The 15,638-nt window shown below is 66.2% G+C and carries 16 protein-coding genes; 9 read left to right on the forward strand and 7 right to left on the reverse strand.

The window, feature by feature from the left end; translation table 11 throughout:
• Positions 1-15 precede the first annotated feature (15 nt).
• The 4 genes from MF270_RS20990 to MF270_RS21005 form a co-directional block, all read right to left on the reverse strand.
• On the reverse strand, positions 16-1,191 hold the full coding sequence (locus tag MF270_RS20990) for an amidohydrolase family protein (RefSeq protein ID WP_238367747.1): 1,176 nt from the start codon (positions 1,189-1,191) through the stop codon (positions 16-18).
• 5 nt (positions 1,192-1,196) lie between these two features.
• On the reverse strand, positions 1,197-2,168 hold the full coding sequence (locus MF270_RS20995) for an ABC transporter permease (RefSeq protein ID WP_238367748.1): 972 nt from the start codon (positions 2,166-2,168) through the stop codon (positions 1,197-1,199).
• Entirely contained in the window at positions 2,161-3,153 is a 993-nt protein-coding gene (locus tag MF270_RS21000; RefSeq protein ID WP_238367749.1) for an ABC transporter permease, read from the reverse strand. Before MF270_RS21000 ends, MF270_RS20995 begins: the two co-directional genes overlap by 8 nt.
• Before the next feature lie 133 nt (positions 3,154-3,286).
• Positions 3,287-4,858, reverse strand: coding sequence for an ABC transporter substrate-binding protein (locus MF270_RS21005; RefSeq protein ID WP_238367750.1), 1,572 nt, complete (start codon positions 4,856-4,858; stop codon positions 3,287-3,289).
• Positions 4,859-5,020: 162 nt separating this feature from the next.
• Between MF270_RS21005 and MF270_RS21010 the strand changes: the two genes are divergently transcribed.
• Positions 5,021-5,707 (forward strand): GntR family transcriptional regulator, encoded by a 687-nt coding sequence (locus tag MF270_RS21010; protein WP_238367751.1) that lies wholly within the window; start codon positions 5,021-5,023, stop codon positions 5,705-5,707.
• On the forward strand, positions 5,704-6,351 hold the full coding sequence (locus MF270_RS21015) for a flavin reductase family protein (RefSeq protein ID WP_238367752.1): 648 nt from the start codon (positions 5,704-5,706) through the stop codon (positions 6,349-6,351). The genes MF270_RS21010 and MF270_RS21015 overlap by 4 nt, the downstream gene beginning before the upstream one ends.
• A gap of 52 nt (positions 6,352-6,403) precedes the next feature.
• On the opposite strand, the gene MF270_RS21020 is transcribed toward MF270_RS21015, so the two are convergent.
• From MF270_RS21020 to MF270_RS21030, 3 genes are read right to left on the reverse strand one after another with little or no spacing between them, the layout of a single operon-like run.
• Positions 6,404-7,918 (reverse strand): amidohydrolase family protein, encoded by a 1,515-nt coding sequence (locus tag MF270_RS21020; RefSeq protein WP_238367753.1) that lies wholly within the window; start codon positions 7,916-7,918, stop codon positions 6,404-6,406.
• A 28-nt stretch (positions 7,919-7,946) separates the two neighbouring features.
• Positions 7,947-8,750, reverse strand: coding sequence for an IclR family transcriptional regulator domain-containing protein (locus tag MF270_RS21025; RefSeq protein WP_238367754.1), 804 nt, complete (start codon positions 8,748-8,750; stop codon positions 7,947-7,949).
• Positions 8,747-9,619, reverse strand: coding sequence for a dioxygenase family protein (locus tag MF270_RS21030; protein ID WP_238367755.1), 873 nt, complete (start codon positions 9,617-9,619; stop codon positions 8,747-8,749). Before MF270_RS21030 ends, MF270_RS21025 begins: the two co-directional genes overlap by 4 nt.
• A gap of 126 nt (positions 9,620-9,745) precedes the next feature.
• Here MF270_RS21030 and MF270_RS21035 point away from each other — a divergent pair, with 126 nt between their 5' ends.
• From MF270_RS21035 to MF270_RS21065, 7 genes are read left to right on the forward strand one after another with little or no spacing between them, the layout of a single operon-like run.
• On the forward strand, positions 9,746-10,555 hold the full coding sequence (locus tag MF270_RS21035) for a citryl-CoA lyase (protein ID WP_238367756.1): 810 nt from the start codon (positions 9,746-9,748) through the stop codon (positions 10,553-10,555).
• On the forward strand, positions 10,552-11,694 hold the full coding sequence (locus MF270_RS21040) for a CaiB/BaiF CoA transferase family protein (RefSeq protein WP_238367757.1): 1,143 nt from the start codon (positions 10,552-10,554) through the stop codon (positions 11,692-11,694). Before MF270_RS21035 ends, MF270_RS21040 begins: the two co-directional genes overlap by 4 nt.
• A gap of 24 nt (positions 11,695-11,718) precedes the next feature.
• Positions 11,719-12,123: a YciI family protein gene (locus MF270_RS21045; protein ID WP_238367758.1), complete on the forward strand. Its 405-nt coding sequence runs from the start codon at positions 11,719-11,721 to the stop codon at positions 12,121-12,123.
• Positions 12,124-12,150: 27 nt separating this feature from the next.
• On the forward strand, positions 12,151-13,230 hold the full coding sequence (locus tag MF270_RS21050; RefSeq protein ID WP_238367759.1) for a C4-dicarboxylate TRAP transporter substrate-binding protein: 1,080 nt from the start codon (positions 12,151-12,153) through the stop codon (positions 13,228-13,230).
• A gap of 6 nt (positions 13,231-13,236) precedes the next feature.
• Positions 13,237-13,776 (forward strand): TRAP transporter small permease subunit, encoded by a 540-nt coding sequence (locus MF270_RS21055; RefSeq protein WP_238367760.1) that lies wholly within the window; start codon positions 13,237-13,239, stop codon positions 13,774-13,776.
• Positions 13,773-15,086, forward strand: coding sequence for a TRAP transporter large permease (locus tag MF270_RS21060; protein ID WP_238367761.1), 1,314 nt, complete (start codon positions 13,773-13,775; stop codon positions 15,084-15,086). Before MF270_RS21055 ends, MF270_RS21060 begins: the two co-directional genes overlap by 4 nt.
• A gap of 18 nt (positions 15,087-15,104) precedes the next feature.
• On the forward strand, positions 15,105-15,632 hold the full coding sequence (locus tag MF270_RS21065; protein WP_238367762.1) for an NADPH-dependent FMN reductase: 528 nt from the start codon (positions 15,105-15,107) through the stop codon (positions 15,630-15,632).
• The last annotated feature ends 6 nt before the right edge of the window (positions 15,633-15,638 follow it).

The raw sequence follows: 15,638 nt of genomic DNA on the forward strand, positions 1-15,638 counted from the left end.
CCCGCGCACCACGGCTCACGGCGCCGCCCTCACGCAAACCCCGTCCTTCGCCACCACGGCGCCGTCCTTCAATACCAGCACCCGGAGCGCGCGCAGGGCGACCGCTTCGGCCAGGGTTTCGCCCTCGACCAGCACGGCATCCGCGCGGCAGCCGACCCCGAGGCCGTAGCCTTCGACCTCCATGATCGCCGCGCCGCCGAAGGTGCAAATGTCCAACGCCAGCTCGACCTCGTCGTCGCGGCGCAGGTTGTTGCGCATGCCGACGAACATCGCGCGTTCCAGCATGTCGGCATTGCCGTAGGGCCCCCAGGTGTCCCGGATCCCGTCCGAGCCCGAGCCGGTCAGGATCCCCGCCGCCTTCAGCTCCTTGACCGCCGGCACGGGGGCCGAGGCGGGGGCGGTGGTGATGATGTGGATGCGCTCTTCGGCCAGCTGCGCATGCAGGTCGGCGACATAGGCTCGGTCGGCCATGCCGAGGCAGAAGGCATGGCTGATCGTCACCTTGCCCTGCATCCCGTGCGCCTTCGTGCGGGCAATGATCTCCTCCATCGAGAAGCCGCCCAGCGCGCCCTGCTCATGCAGGTGGATGTCGATCGGCTTGCCGTGCTTCTCGGCCAGCATGAAGACCGCATCGAGATGCCCCTTGGGGTCGCGCTCGATCCCGCAGGGGTCGATCCCGCCGACGATATCGGCACCGAGCTTCAGCGCTTCGTCCATCATCTCGACCGTGCCGGGGCGCGGCATCATGGACGACTGCGGGAAGGCCACGATCTCGATATCGACGATGCCTTTCAGCTTCTCGCGCGTCTCCATCACGCCCTCGACCCCGCGCAGCCCGTGGTGGGTGTCGACGTCCACGTGGCTGCGGATCTGCGTGGTGCCATGGCTCACCGACAGGATCGCCTGCCGCTCGCTCTGCACCTGCGGATCGAGGCCCAGCGACACCTTCACCTCGCGCTCGTTGGTAATCTTGTCGATGAGCCGCGGCCCCACCTCGTTGCGATACCAGGCCATCCCCAGCAAGGACTTGTCGAGATGGGTATGCGCCTCGACCAGCCCGGGGATCAGGATGCGCCCGCCGCAATCGATCACCTCCGCCCCCTCGGGCGCTACGGTGACGAAATGCCCATCGGCGATATGCAGGTCGGTGGCGGCGGCGCCCATGGGGCGGACATTCTTGAGGGTCTTCATGGATCTCATCTCAGCTTGGGATTGAGGGCATCGCGCAGCCAGTCGCCGATCATGTTGACCGACAGCACGATCAGGCACAGCTGCACGGCGGGGAACACGACGATCCACCACAGCCCGGAAAAGAGGTACTGGTTGCCGATGCGGATCAGCGTGCCCAGGCTCGGCTGGTCCGGCGGCATCCCGACACCGAGGAAGGACAGCGTCGCCTCGGACAGGATCGCAAGGCCGAAGTTCAGCGTCGCCGCCACGAGGATCGGCGTCAGGCAGTTCGGCAGGATGTGGTGCAGCATGATGCGCCAGGACCTGACGCGGATCAGCCGCGCCGCCTGCACGTATTCCTTCTTGCGCTCGACCATGGCGCTGGCCCGCACGGTCCGGGCGTATTGCACCCAGGACGGCACGGCGATGGCAAAGATCAGAATCGGCGCCGCCAACACGTCCTTGAGGCCGGTGGGCAGCGACGCGGTGGCGACAGCGGTGATCAGGATCGCGATCAGGATGAAGGGCATCGACAAGAGCACATCGCCCAGCCGCATGATCACGTTGTCGATCCAGCCGCCGAAATAGCCGGCGACGAGGCCGAGGCTCAGCCCCACGGCCAGCGCGACCATGACCGAGGCAAAGCCGATGATCAGCGAAATGCGCGAGCCGTAGAGGATCGCCGACAGGATATCGCGCCCCTGCGTGTCGGTGCCCAGAAGGTAGGGCCACTGCCCGTCGACGTTCCAGATCGGCGGGATCTCGGCATTCCAGAGCTCCAATGCTGCCAGGTCATAGGGATCCTGTGGCGTGATCCAGGGCGCGAACAGCGCGGTCAGCGCGACCAGGGCCAAGAGGCAGGCGGCGAAGATCGCGCTGGGGTGCGAGCGAAACGAAAACGCCAGGTCGCTCTCGCGCATCGCGGCCAGGCGCGATTTCCGGACGGGCAGCAGGGGCGCGGGGGTGGAGTCTTCGGTGGTCATGGTCAGGTCAGCCATTGGCCCCTCCGGCTTTGGCGGCATCGTCCCGCAGGCGCGGATCGACCCAGGCATAGGTCACGTCGACAACTGTGTTCAGCGCGACGAAGATGAAGGACACGAGCATCAGGTAGGCGGCCATGACGGGGATATCGACGAAGGTCACCGCCTGGATGAACAAGAGGCCCATGCCCGGCCATTGGAACACCGTCTCGGTCACCAGCGCAAAGGCGATCAGATTGCCGATCTGCATGCCGGTGAGCGTGATCACCGGCATCAGGCAGTTGCGCAGCGCATGGACCCAGGTCACCCGCCCCACGGGCACACCCCGCGCCCTTGCGAATTTCACGTAATCGGTGCGCAGGACCTCGAGCATCTCGGCCCGCACCAGCCGCATCACCAGCGTGATCTGGAAGGTCGACAGAGAAATCGCCGGCAAAACCAGCGCCGCCCGCCCCGAAGGCGTCAGCAGCCCCGTGGACCACCAGCCGATATCCACCGTCTCCCCCCGCCCGAAGGCCGGCAGCCACCCAAGCGAGACCGAGAAGGCAAGGATCAGCATGATCCCCACCACGAAGGACGGCAGCGACACGCCCACGATCGACCCCAACTGCAAGGCATTGGCAAGGCGCGAGTTTCGATGCACCGCCGTGATCACCCCCAACGGAATGCCGACGACCAGCGAAATCACCGTCGCCACCAGCACCAGCTCGAACGTCGCCGGGAAGCGTTCGCCGATCAGCACCATCACGTCCTGCTGGTTGCGGTAGGAGATCCCGAAGTCCCCCTGCACCGCGTTCGTCACGAACCGCGTGTATTGTGTCACGAAGCCATCGTTCAGCCCCAGCCGCTCGCGCAGCTCGGCGCGGTCCTCCTGCGTGGCCTGCTCGTTGACCATCATCTCGACCGGGTCGCCGAAGAACCGGAAGATGGTGAAGGCCAGCAGCGCCACCGCCAGCATGACGAAGACCGCATTGGCACCGCGCTTGATCAGAAACGCCAGCATGGCTCACTCCCGCTATACTGGGATCAAGGAGCGCCCCGATCCCTTTTCATCTTGCCAAGTAAACTCCGGGGGGTCCGGGGGGCAGCGCCCCCCGGCGGGTCGCCGCGCACATAGCGCGGCGAAACCCGATGTCTTACTCGGCCACCTGCGCGAACCAGAGACGCGGCTTGTTGTCCGGGAACAGCGGCATCTCGGCCACCTCGTCGGTCACGGCCCAGGCCATCGGCTGCTGGTGCAGCGGGATCATGATCATCTCGTCCTTGACGATCCCCAGCGCTTGCGTTTCCAGCGCCAGGCGCTTGTCGACATCCAGTTCCATCCCGGCCTGCTGGATCAGACCGTCCAGCTCGGGATAGGACCAGCCGCCCCAGTTGAAGACGCCCGAATTGCCTTCCTTCGAGTGGAAGATCTGCAGCAGCGGCGAATAGGCGTCGAGCATCGGCAGCGTGGCCCAGCCCAGCGTGTAGATGTCGGTCTTGCCTTGCGTCCGCTTGGGCGTCTGCACCGCGCGCGGCGCCACGTCGAGCTTTGGCGCCAGCCCGATCCGCGACCACATGGAGGCGATGGCCTGGCAGAACTGCTCTTCGTTGACGAGGCCATCGGAAAGGCAGTTGAACTCGAATTCCAGCCCCTCGGGCACGCCGGCCTCGGCCAGTAGCGCCTTGGATGCCTCCGGATCGTATCCGGGCAGCGTATCCAGTGCCTCGACGTAACCGGGGATCGGCGGGGCGACAGTGGCGCCGGCCACCCGCGACTTGCCGCGCATGACCTTCTCGTGGATCAGCTCGAGGTCGATCGCCTTGTACAGCGCCTCGCGCACGGCCTTTTCCTTGAACGGGTTCGGCTCGCCTGACACCAGCGTGTCGCGGAAGGGAAAGCCGATCATGACCGTGCGCAGGTCGACCCCTTCCAGCACCTTGACGTTCGGCGCGGCGGCGAGGCGCGGCAGGTCCTGCACCGGCGCGTCGTTGGTAAAGTTGATCTCGCCCGACAGCAGCGCCGCCACGCGGGTCGCGGCCGAGGTGACCGGCGTCAGGTCGATCCGGTCGAGGTTGTGCTTCGGTTCATCCCACCAGTCGGGGTTCACGACGAAGACCGTCTTGGCGTCGGGCTGGCGGCTTTCCACGATGAAGGGCCCGGTGCCGTTGGCATTGTAGGTGGCAAAGCCTTCGGTGCCCGAGCCGATGTCGGTCGGCAGCAGGGAGTCATTCGCCTCCATCCATTCCTTGTCAAAAATATGGATGTTCGTCAGGTCGTTAAGCAGCAGCGGGTAGGTGCCGTTCAGCGTGATGTCGACGGTCAGGTCATCGACCACGGCCGAGGAGACGTAAGCCGGCAGGTTGCCTTTCAGCGGCGAGGTCTCGTGGCTCACCCGCTCGAGCGAGGCGACGACGTCAGCGGCCGTGAACGGCGCGCCGTCGTGGAAGGTGACCCCTTCGCGCAGCTTGAAACGCCAGGTCACCTGGTCCTCGAGGATCTCCCAGCTTTCCGCCAGCGCCGGCTCGATCTTGAGGTCGGCATCGTAGCGCACCAGCCCCTCGTAGACGTGGTTCAGCACGTTGATCGTGAAGCTGTCGCCGTAGGAATAGGGGTCGAGCGAGCCGATGTCGCGATTGGCACCCCACTTGAGCACATTCTCGGCCGAGGCCGTCCCGGCCAGCGTCGCGACGGCGGCGGAGGCCATAAGAAGATGTCTGATCGTCATGTCCTGGTTCCCTGTCGTTGATTGTACCCGGGAATCACCCGGATTGGATACGATACATTCTTGATGGTGAATCGTTCCTCACTTGGCAAGCAAATTGTATCCAATTGACGCGAGCAGATGGATACGCTATCCGGGAAGCACGAATTTCAAGCAAGCAGAGCCATGAGCGACCAGACCACCCTGACCGACGCCGTCCACACGCTGCTCAAGCGTGCGATCATCGAACAGGCGCTCAAGCCCGGGATGCGCCTGCCCGAGGACACGGTGGGCGAGCAGTTCGGCGTCTCGCGCACCATCGTGCGCCACGCGCTCGTGCGGTTGCAGAACGAGGGGCTGGTGGACACGCGCCGCAACCGCGGGGCCTTTGTCGCCGAGCCCTCGCTGGAAGAGGCCAAGCAGATCTTCGAGGTGCGCCGCGCGCTCGAGGCCGAGGTGATCCGCCTCCTGGTCGAGCGCATGCCGTCCAGCGGCTTTGACCAGTTGGAAAGCCATGTGCGCTCCGAGCAGGGCGTCAAGGGCAAGGATGGGCCGGTGTCGATTCGCCTGGCCGGGGAATTCCACACGCTGCTGGCCGAACTCACCGGAAACGCGGTGCTGTCGCGCTACGTCTCCGAGGTGGTGCTGCGCTGTTCGCTGATCATGGCGATGTATGCCAAGACCCATTCGTCGGAATGCGCCGTGGACGAGCATTCGCAGGTGATCGAGGCGATTCGCGCCCGTGACGTGGCCCGCGCCACGGCGATCATGAACCACCACCTTGGCGCGGTCGCAGGCCGGGCCGAGCTGGAAAACAAGCCGGACAGCGTCTCGTCGATCCTGTCCCGATACGGAAAGGAACTCGCGTCGTGACCCACCATGCGCTGAACTTCGACGAGCTGACCCCGCGCGAGGCCTACAAGGTGATGATCGGCACGATCGTGCCGCGCCCCATCGCCTGGGTCACCACGGTGTCGCCCGACGGGGTGGTCAACGCGGCGCCTTATTCGTTCTTCAACTGCCTCTCGGCCGATCCGCCGATCCTGGCGCTGGGGGTCGAAAACAAGCCCGACCGCAGTTTCAAGGACACGGCCTACAACATCCGCATGACCGAATGCTTCACGGTCAACATCGTGGACCGCGCCAACGTGGAAACGATGTCGGTCACCGCCGCCGGGTTCGAGCCCGAGGTGGACGAGCTGGAAATGGCGGGCCTGACGGCCGCGCCGGGCGAAAAGGTCATCTGCCCGCGCATCGCCGAGGCGCCGGTCGCCTTCGAATGCAAGCGCTACCTCGGGATCGAGGTGAGTTCCGCCCGCGAGATCATCCTGGGCCGGATCGTCATGGCCCATGTGCGCGAGGACGTGATCGACCTTGGCACCTATTACTCGGACCACGCCAAGCTGGACGCCATCGGGCGGATGGGCGGGAACGGCTATGCCGGTACGCTGGATTATTTCGACCTGCCGACGCCCTCGGCGGCCGAGGTGCTGGCCCAGCGCAAGGCCCGCGCGTAATTCAGGGGGCCGGCGCGAAACCGGCCCCCTGCCCTGCCCGACGGATCACCCGTCAGGCAAAGAGATCGCGTTCGATCCCCGCCGCGCCGAAGAGGTAATCGCGGCTCCCCTCCAGCTCGCTGCGCAGCCGCGCCATGTCGAAGCCAAGAAGCTGCCCGCGCCATTTCTTGACTTGCCCCGCGACCAGAACGGTGTCCACGTTCGTCCGCTCCATCAGCGTGACCACGGCCCCGGCGGCGTTGTTCAGGGGCGCCACGTTGATCGCTTCGGCGTCCAGCAGGATGATGTCGGCCTGCTTCCCCGGTGTCAGGGACCCGACCTTGCCGGAAAGCCCCAGCCCTTCGGCGCCGCCCATTGTGGCGTGGCGGATGGCGTCCGAGCACTGCATCAGCTCGGGGTAATCCGTGGCGCCCGACAGCGCCGCCTCGTTCACCCACATCCGTTGCAGGGTGATGAAGTGGCGCATCTGGGTAAAGAAATCTGCCGTCATCGTGCATTCCACGTCCGTGGACAGCGAGGTGGACAGCCCGAGGTCCAGCGCCTTCTGGATCGGCGGTTGGCCGTGGCGCATGTGCATCTCGATCGGCACGGCCAGCGACACATGCGCGCCCGCATCCGCCGCCGCCTGCCAGGCCATGTCGGACATGCCGGTCATGTGGATAAAGATGTTGTCCGCCCCGAACTGCCCCGAGGCCGCCAGCTGGTCGAAGGTGTCGCGCATCCCGAAGGTGCCGACCACGTGCAGCGCAATCGGCAGGCCCAGCTCTCGCCCGATGGCCCACGCGGCCTCGTAGCCTGGCAGGTAGATCTCTCCGCCCATGACCATAGTCGTCAGCTGGTCGTCGCTGGCGAAATACTGCTCCTTGATGCGGCGGGCATCGTTCGGATACTGGGCGCGGTCGCCCCAGCCTTCGAAATAGCCGAAAACGCCGCGGCGGCCCGCATCGCGCAGCCCCTCGATGGCGGCGTCGGAATGTTCAGGGCTGTGGTGGATCTGGCTGACGTCCATCACGGTCGTCACGCCCGCGTCAAGCTGGGCGATGCCGCCGTAAAGCTCGTTGATGTAGACATCCTCGGGCCGGTAAACCATCGAGAATTTCTGCAGGATCGTCTCGTAGTAATTGGTCTGGTTCACCTCGCGCCGGTCGTTGATCAGGATGCCGTGGGCCAGTTGGCTGCGCAGCGCGGTCTCGAACTGGTGGTGGTGGGTGTCGATGAAGCCGGGCATGACGATCTTGCCCGCCGCGTCGATCACGGCCGCATCGGGCGCGTCGATGGACGCCGCGACCTCCACGATCCGGTTCCCCTCGATCAGCACGTCGCCGGTGGCGAAGTTGCCGACGGCCGGATCGACCGACAGCACCACGCCGCCCTTGATCAGCACCCGGCGGCCGGGCACGCCGGCGCCCTCGGGCGGGCCGGCCATGGCATGGGCTTCGGCCTGCGCGCTGCCGGCCGCCCCCAGCCCGGTCATGGTAACGGCCGCGCCGATGGCGCCTGCCTTCAGCACGTCGCGCCGCGTGGGGCACGGGGCCTGCGGGGTCTTGGGGTCACAAAGTCTGCACATGGGGTTCCTCCCTCCCGGATGGCGACGCTCAGGTCGCGAGTATGGACTTCAGCACGGGGTAGCGCGTCAGGTCGTGGCCGATCTGCGACGCGGCGGCCGTCAACTGGGGCAACCGCTCCTCGATCAGCGCCTCCGGTGTGACGATCCCCGTGTAACCGCTGGTGTTCAGCGCCGCGACCGTGCGGCCGGTCGCGTCGCGGATGGGTACGGCCAGCGCCGTGATGCCGTAGTCAAGCTGGTCGACGGTGGTGGCATAGCCATCGCCCCGCGCGGCAAGGATCGCCGCGCGCAGGTGGTCCCGGTCGGTACAGGTCTTGGACGTCAGCTTGTCGAGCGTCATGGCATCCAGACAGGCGTCCAGCGCCGCGTCGTCCAGCCCCGCCAGCAGGACGCGCCCCATCGAGGTCGCATAGGCCGGGTAGCTGGCGCCAATGACGGCCGCCGCGCGGCGCGCCCGCTGGACCGAGTAATGCGCGACATAGACCACATCCGTGCCCGACAGCGTGCCCACGGAAGAGGCATCGCCAAAGGCGCCGACGATCTCGCGCACCACGGGGCGCAGGATCTCGTCTATCCCCGACCCGAAGTAGAAGCCCGACCCGAGCGTCATCACCTTGGGCGTCAGGTGAAACCGCTTTTCCGTCTGCGCCACGTAGCCCAGATGCGACAGCGTGATCAGCGAGCGCCGCGCGGCGGCAGGCGACAACCCGACCTTGCGCGCCACTTCGGACAGCGTCATCTCGGGCGTGGCGGCATCGAAAGCCTCGATGATCGCGATGCCCTTGGCAAGCGCTTCGACGAATTCCGGGGGCCGGTCTTCTGGGTCTGTCATCTCTTCTTGCTCTCCGGGGCCAGGACGAAATCAAAGGTGAACATGGCGTCGGGCTTCACATCCGTCGGCAGGTTCAGGTCCTCGATCTTCTTGGCCGGTTCGACCTTGGCAATCAACGACTTGCGCACACCGAACACCGCGTCGTTGTCGATGTACTCGGTGTTCTCAAAGAACACCTCGGTGGTGATCGCCGCCAGCCCTTCGGCCCGGATGATGTAATGCAGATGCGCCGCCCGCCAGGCATGGCGGTTGCCGGCGCGCAGCAGGTCCCCGACCGGGCCGTCATAGGGCACGGTGTAGGGTTTCGGCAGCACGGTGGTGTACCAGTAGCGCCCGTTTTCGTCGGTGGTGAACTTGCCGCGCAGGTCCATCTTGTCCTGGCCCTGCGCCTGTTCCTGGATCGGGTAGGTACCGGTCGAATCGGCCTGCCAGGTGTCGACGGTGGCACCCGGCACGGGCTTGTGCAGCGAATCGGTCACCTTGCCGTGGACCAGCACGGTCACCCCGTCGCGCCCGTCGGCCAGATGCGCCCCGAGGTGCTTTTCCGGCGCGTCGTCCAGATAGAACGGGCCCAGGTTCGACCCCTCGGTCGCGCCGCCCCGCGTGTTGATCATGTCGACCAGCGCGGAAAAGCCCAGCACATCGGACAGCAGGATGAATTCGTGCCGCTCGGGGGTCGAGATCTGCCCGCAGTCGTAGAGGAAGTTCAGCACCCCCATCCACTCCTCATGGGTCACGTTCAGCTCGCGCGTGCAGTCGTGAATGTGGTCGATCACGGTGTGGAGAATCGTTTCGAACCGGCTGCCCGGCTCGGTTTCGAAGCTGTCCTTCACCGCCTGGGTGAGGGTGAACTGATTGATATCGCGCATGGTTTTCCTCCCTTATCGGCCGCCCCGCCGGGCCGCGCCAAAATTCGTCTTGACCGGATCGTTAAACAGATCATTATTTTCGGCAAGAGGAAAAGTTTTCGCCTAGCGAAATATTGGGAGGAAGAGATGCGGATCGGCAAGCAGGACAACGCGTTCACGGCGATTGCGACATCGGACGCGGACAGCATCACGGTGCGGGGCCTCGACCTCTGCGACGAGCTGATCGGCCAGATCGAGTTCACGGATTATTTCTGGATGCTGGTGCTGGGGGAAAAGCCGGACCGCGCCCAGCGCCGGATGATGGACGCCTGCCTCGTGGCGATTGCCGAGCACGGGCTGGTGCCCTCGGTCCAGGCCGCGCGGATGACGCTGGCGGCGGGGCCCGAGGCGTACCAGGGCGCGATGGCGGCCGGGATCCTGGGGATGGGATCCGTGGTCGCCGGGTCGTCCGAACAGGGCGGGCGGTACTTGCAGGAGGTGATCGACAAGGCCGAGGCCGATGGCACCGACCTGGAAACGGCGGTCATCGCCTCGCTCGAGGACCACAAGGCGACGCGCCGCAAGGTCGCGGGGCTGGGCCATGGCCAGCATTCCGAGGGCGACCCGCGCGCCAATCGCCTGTTGGCCGTCGCCGGCGAAGAGGGTCTGAAGGGCCGCTATTGCGAGACGCTCGAGCTGCTCGGCAAACATGCCACGCGGATCATCGAGCGCCCGCTGCCGATCAACGTCTCGGGCGCGATCCCGGCCACGATCCTCGACGCCGGCTGGCCATTGCAGGCGCTGAAGGCGGTGCCGATCCTGGCCCGCACCGCCGGCCTTGCCGCGCATCTCTACGAGGAAGCGTCGCGCTCCATCGGCTTCATCATGTCGAACCATGCCGACCTCGCCATCAGCTATGACGGCAAGCCATCGGCCAAGACGGAGGCCGCCGAATGAAGATCCTCAAGGATATCCGGGTGATCGAGCTTGGGACCTACATCACCGGCCCCGCCGCCGGGATGCACCTGGCCGACCTTGGCGCCGATGTCATCAAGGTCGAACGGCCGGGCACGGGCGATCCGTTCCGCGCCTTCAAGGGCGGGCTCTATTCGCCGCATTACCAGACATACAACCGCAACAAGCGCTCCATCGCGCTCGACACCAAGGGGGCCGAGGATCGCGCGGTGCTGCATGACCTCGTGCGCGGGGCGGACGTGTTCATCCAGAACTTCCGCCCCGGCGTGGCCGAGAAAATGGGCGCGGGCGAAGAGGAATTGCGCGCGCTGAACCCGCGTCTGGTCTATTGCGCCATCTCCGGCTTTGGCACCTCCGGCCCGTCGCGTGACCGGCCCGCCTATGACACGGTTGCGCAGGCCGCCAGCGGCTACCTGCGCCTGCTGACCCCGCCCGAAAGCCCGCGCGTCATCGGCCCGGCCATCGCAGACGCGGTCACCGGGCAATATGCCGCCATGGCGATTCTCGCGGCGCTGCTGGAACGGGGCCAGACCGGCACCGGCCGCCGCATCGACATCTCGATGCTCGAGGCGATGTGCCATTTCAACCTCGACAGCTTCACGCATTATTACTCGGTCGGCGAGGTGATGGGCCCGCTCTCGCGCCCGGTCGTGTCGCAAAGCTACACTTTCGAATGTTCCGACGGGCGCTGGGTCGCGATCCACATGTCCTCGCCCACCAAGTTCTGGGAGGGGCTGCTGGAAGCCACCGGGCAGCAGCAGCTGAACGAGGACTCGCGCTTCAACGACCGTCTGGAACGGATCCAGCACCAGGACGAACTGATCGCGCATTTCACGCCGGTCTTCGCCACCAGGACCCGCGACGACTGGTGCGCCCTGCTGCTGGAACACGAGGTGCCGCATTCGCCCGCCTATGACAGCGACGAGGCGCTGGAAGACCCGCAGGCGCAGCACCTTGGCATCAAGGTCAGCGCGCCCAGCAGCGAGCTGGGCACCTTCACCACCGTGCGCGCGCCCTACAATTTCGACGGCGAGGCCGAGACGGAGGTGCGGCCTCCGCCGACGCTGGACGAGCACGGCGCCGAAATCCGCGACGAGCTCGCCCGCCGCAAGGCCGGCTGATCGGACATGGGGGGAGGAGACACCATGAGCGAGACGGACAACCCCAGGTCGGTTCCGGCCGCGGATGTGAAACAGGCCAGCGGCGCCATGCTGCAAAAGCAGCTCTACGCCATCTTCACCGAACCGGTGGACGGCATGGGACCGATCTTTGCCAACCTCGAGGCGCACCTGGCGTTCCAGGTCCAGCTCGAGGCGGACGGGGTGCTCTATTCCGCCGGGCCGATGTGGACCGACGACGAGGAGGCGTGGGAGGGCGACGGCCTTGTCGTCATCCGCGCCGAGACCCGGGAGGCGGCGATCGCCATCGCCGAACGCGACCCGATGCACAAGGCAGGCGCCCGGCGCTTCCGCGTGCGCCCCTGGATGATCAACGAGGGGAGCATCCAGCTGCGGCTCGATTTCTCGAGCCAGAAATTCACGATCGCCTGAGCAACAGGCAAAATGGGAGGAATGACAATGAACTACGTACTGGGAGCCGTCCTTGCGGGCACGCTTGTCCTGCCGGTGGCAAGCCGCGCGCAAGAGACCATCAACCTGACCGTGGCCTCGAGCCACCCGCTGGTGATCCCCTGGGTCGGCATGATCAAGAGCCATTTCATGGCCCGCACCGACGAGATCCTGGCCGAGACCGGGACTTACAAGATCGAATGGAACGAGGCCTTCGGCGGCACGCTGTACAAGGCCAATGCCACGCTCAGCTCGGTCGAGGAAGGGATCACCGACATCGGCTGGGTGTTCTCGTTCCTCGAACCCGCCGCCCTGCCGCTGAGCCAGGCGTCGAGCTACGCGCCCTTTGCCACGGCCAACCCGGCGGTGCAGCTTGATGTGATGTGGGACCTCTTCCAGACCAACGACGCCTTCCGCAACGAATGGGAAAAGCACAACCTCAAGGTGCTGGGCTTTACCGGGACCGACAGCTACGACGTTTACACCAAAGAGCCGCTGGAAAGCTTCGCCGCCCTTGACGGGATGAAGCTGTCGGCGCCGGGCGTGCTGGGCAACTGGCTGCGCGGCACCGGGGCCAACGCGGTCGACGGCGCGCTGACCACCTTCTACACCGACATCCAGACCGGCGTCAGCGATGGCGTGCTCAGCCTCGCGCTCGGGGTCTTCCCCGCCAAGCTTTACGAGGTGGCGCCCTATATCACCCGCGTCGACATGGGCGTGGCCTATTCCGGCGCCGTCGCGATCAACCAGGACAGCTGGGACGGGCTTCCCGAAGAGGTGCAGAACGCCATGATCGCGGCCGGCGAATACTACACCGTCAGCCATGGCCAGGACCTGCTGACCCGGCACGAGAAGATGTTCGACCTGATGCTCGACGCGGGCAAGGAGCAATCCCCGCCCGTGCAGATCAGCGAGATGAGCGAGGCCGACCGCGAGGCCTGGGTGGCCGCCATGCCCAACATCGCCAAGGAATGGGCCGAGGGGCTCGAGGCGCAGGGCGTGCCCGCGACCGAGTTCATGAAGGCCTACATGCAGGGTCTGCGCGACGCGGGCGAGACCCCGGTGCGCAACTGGGACGACGAGCTGTAAGGGCCGATGTCCGATCTTGCCAATAACGAGGGCGCCCCGCAGCCGGGGCGCCTCACCGCCCTGTGGCGGGTGGTGGTCGACGGCATCGCCGCGCTTGGCACGCTGCTGATCGGCATCCTGATGCTGATCATCTGCGCCGACATCGTGGCCCGCAACGTGCTGGGCGGCTCGCTGCCGCTGGTGTCGGAACTGGGCGCGATGATGGTGGTGCTGATCGTGGCGCTGCAACTGGCCGCCACCGTGCGGGCCGAACGGCTGGCCCGCGCAATGGTCTTCATGGGGCCGCTGCAGGCCCGATCGCCCCGCGCGGCGCGGATGGTCGACGGGCTTTACGGCCTGATCGGCGCGGCCGTGGTCGGCGGCATGGCCTGGGCCACCGTGCGGGTGCTGGAAAAGGACTGGGAGGCGGGTGAGTTCATCGGCACCCCCGGCCTGGGCACCCTGCCCACCTGGCCTTTCCGCGCCCTCATCCTGCTGGGCCTCACCGTCGCGGCCCTCGAATTCCTGCGCCGCGCCCTGCGCGCGATCATCGGAGCCCGCACATGAGCCCCGTCGAAATCGGAAGTTACGGCATCGCCGCGCTGGTGCTGCTGATCTACCTTGGCCTGCCCATCGGCATCGGCATGCTCAGCGTGTCCTTCATCGGTGTCGCGCTGATCCGCAACGAGACCGTGTCGATGCGCATGCTGGGGGCGGTCGCGAACGATTCCTTGCAGGAATACCTCTTTGCGGTCGTGCCGTTGTTTGTCCTGATGGGGTTGCTGGTCACCGTCTCGGGCGTCGGCAAGGACACGTTCGACGTGTTCGAGCGATTGCTGCACAAGGTCTCGGCGGGCCTTGGCATCGCGACGGTCTTTGCCAACGCGGTCTTTGCCTCGATCACCGGCATCTCCATCGCCTCGGCGACCGTGTTCTCGCGCGTCGCGGTGCCCGAGATGACGCGCCACGGCTACACCACCAAGTTCTCGACCGGCGTCGTCGCGGGGTCTTCGGTGCTGGGCATGATGATCCCGCCGTCGCTCCTGATGATCGTCTACGCCGTGCTGGCCGAGGAATCCGTGGGCCGGATGTTCCTTGCCGGTATCGGGCCGGGGCTGCTGCTGTCGGCGGTCTTCTGCATAACCATCCTGATGCTGGCGAAATGGCGCCCCGGGCTGGTGTTCGAGACCACCCAGGATACGGCCGCCTATGACCCGCTGGGACTTGGCGACGTGGTGCGCAAGGCGGTGCCGATCCTGTGCCTGATGCTGCTGGTGCTGGGCGGGCTCTACGGCGGTTTCTTCAACCCGACCGAGGCCGGGGCCGCCGGCGCTTTCGGCGCGCTGGTGATCGCGCTCATGCGCCGCTCGCTGGGGCGGGGCAAGTTCTGGGCGCTGCTGGTCGAGACCGGGCAGATCACCGTCTCGGTGCTGTTCCTGATCCTCGCCGCCACGCTCTTCTCGCGCATGCTGGCGCTGTCGGGCGTCCCGCGCGAGCTGGCGCAGTTCTTTCTCGAGGGGCCGATCGGGCCCTATGGCTTCCTTGTCCTTTACCTTCTCCTCATCATCGCGCTGGGGTGCCTGATCGATTCCATCTCGATCATGCTGATCCTGCTGCCCATCGCCCTACCGGTGGCCGAACAGGCCGGGTTCGACCTGATCTGGTTCGGTGTGCTCACCGTCGTCGCGGTCGAGATCGGGCTGCTCACGCCGCCCTTCGGCCTGTCGGTCTACACGATCAAGTCCGCCATGGACGATCCGGACCTCAAGGTGGGTGACATCTTCCAGGGCACCCTGCCCTTTGTCGGCGCGATGCTGGTCGCGCTGGCGCTCATCGTCCTCTTCCCGCCGATCGCGACCTGGCTCGCGCGGCTCTGACCTGTCCCCGGAGGCATCATGACCAAGCTTCTCTTCCTTCCCGGCTCGCTGCGCGCCGCCTCGTCCTCGCGCGCGCTGACGCGCAAACTCGTGGATCTTGTCGGGGACCGCGCCAGTTGCGAGACCGCCGACATCGGCGCGCTGCCGCATTACAACGCGGACGTGACGGACGATGCGACCGTCGACGCCTTCATCGCGTCGGTCGGCGCGGCCGATGGCGTGGTGTTCGTCACGCCCGAGTACAATTACTCGGTCCCCGGCGTGCTCAAGAACGCCATCGACTGGGCGTCACGCCCGGCCTTCGAGTCGGTCTTCAAGGGCAAGCCGTGCTTCATCGTCACCGTCTCGGGCGGCGCGACGGGCGGCATTCGCGCGCAGGGGCACCTCAAGTACATCCTGAACGGCATGCTGGCCGTGCCCCATGCGGATCGCGAGATCGTCGTGCCCTTCGCCAACAAGAAGGTGACGGACGGCGTCTTCGAGGATGCCGATGTCCTGGCCTTCGCCGGCGCGCAGCTGGACGACTTCCTGGCCGGGCTGGGCTGAACCCGG

The organism is Mesobacterium pallidum, from assembly GCF_019966535.1.
GTDB lineage: Bacteria > Pseudomonadota > Alphaproteobacteria > Rhodobacterales > Rhodobacteraceae > Mesobacterium > Mesobacterium pallidum.

What these genes read in the sequence shown, in the direction of transcription:
- MF270_RS20990 (WP_238367747.1), bottom strand. Translation starts at nt 1,191, where the DNA reads ATGAAGACCCTCAAGAATGTCCGCCCCATGGGCGCCGCCGCCACCGAC.
- MF270_RS20995 (WP_238367748.1), bottom strand. Translation starts at nt 2,168, where the DNA reads ATGGCTGACCTGACCATGACCACCGAAGACTCCACCCCCGCGCCCCTG.
- MF270_RS21000 (WP_238367749.1), bottom strand. Translation starts at nt 3,153, where the DNA reads ATGCTGGCGTTTCTGATCAAGCGCGGTGCCAATGCGGTCTTCGTCATG.
- MF270_RS21005 (WP_238367750.1), bottom strand. Translation starts at nt 4,858, where the DNA reads ATGACGATCAGACATCTTCTTATGGCCTCCGCCGCCGTCGCGACGCTG.
- MF270_RS21010 (WP_238367751.1), top strand. Translation starts at nt 5,021, where the DNA reads ATGAGCGACCAGACCACCCTGACCGACGCCGTCCACACGCTGCTCAAG.
- MF270_RS21020 (WP_238367753.1), bottom strand. Translation starts at nt 7,918, where the DNA reads ATGTGCAGACTTTGTGACCCCAAGACCCCGCAGGCCCCGTGCCCCACG.
- MF270_RS21025 (WP_238367754.1), bottom strand. Translation starts at nt 8,750, where the DNA reads ATGACAGACCCAGAAGACCGGCCCCCGGAATTCGTCGAAGCGCTTGCC.
- MF270_RS21030 (WP_238367755.1), bottom strand. Translation starts at nt 9,619, where the DNA reads ATGCGCGATATCAATCAGTTCACCCTCACCCAGGCGGTGAAGGACAGC.
- MF270_RS21035 (WP_238367756.1), top strand. Translation starts at nt 9,746, where the DNA reads ATGCGGATCGGCAAGCAGGACAACGCGTTCACGGCGATTGCGACATCG.
- MF270_RS21040 (WP_238367757.1), top strand. Translation starts at nt 10,552, where the DNA reads ATGAAGATCCTCAAGGATATCCGGGTGATCGAGCTTGGGACCTACATC.
- MF270_RS21045 (WP_238367758.1), top strand. Translation starts at nt 11,719, where the DNA reads ATGAGCGAGACGGACAACCCCAGGTCGGTTCCGGCCGCGGATGTGAAA.
- MF270_RS21050 (WP_238367759.1), top strand. Translation starts at nt 12,151, where the DNA reads ATGAACTACGTACTGGGAGCCGTCCTTGCGGGCACGCTTGTCCTGCCG.
- MF270_RS21055 (WP_238367760.1), top strand. Translation starts at nt 13,237, where the DNA reads ATGTCCGATCTTGCCAATAACGAGGGCGCCCCGCAGCCGGGGCGCCTC.
- MF270_RS21060 (WP_238367761.1), top strand. Translation starts at nt 13,773, where the DNA reads ATGAGCCCCGTCGAAATCGGAAGTTACGGCATCGCCGCGCTGGTGCTG.
- MF270_RS21065 (WP_238367762.1), top strand. Translation starts at nt 15,105, where the DNA reads ATGACCAAGCTTCTCTTCCTTCCCGGCTCGCTGCGCGCCGCCTCGTCC.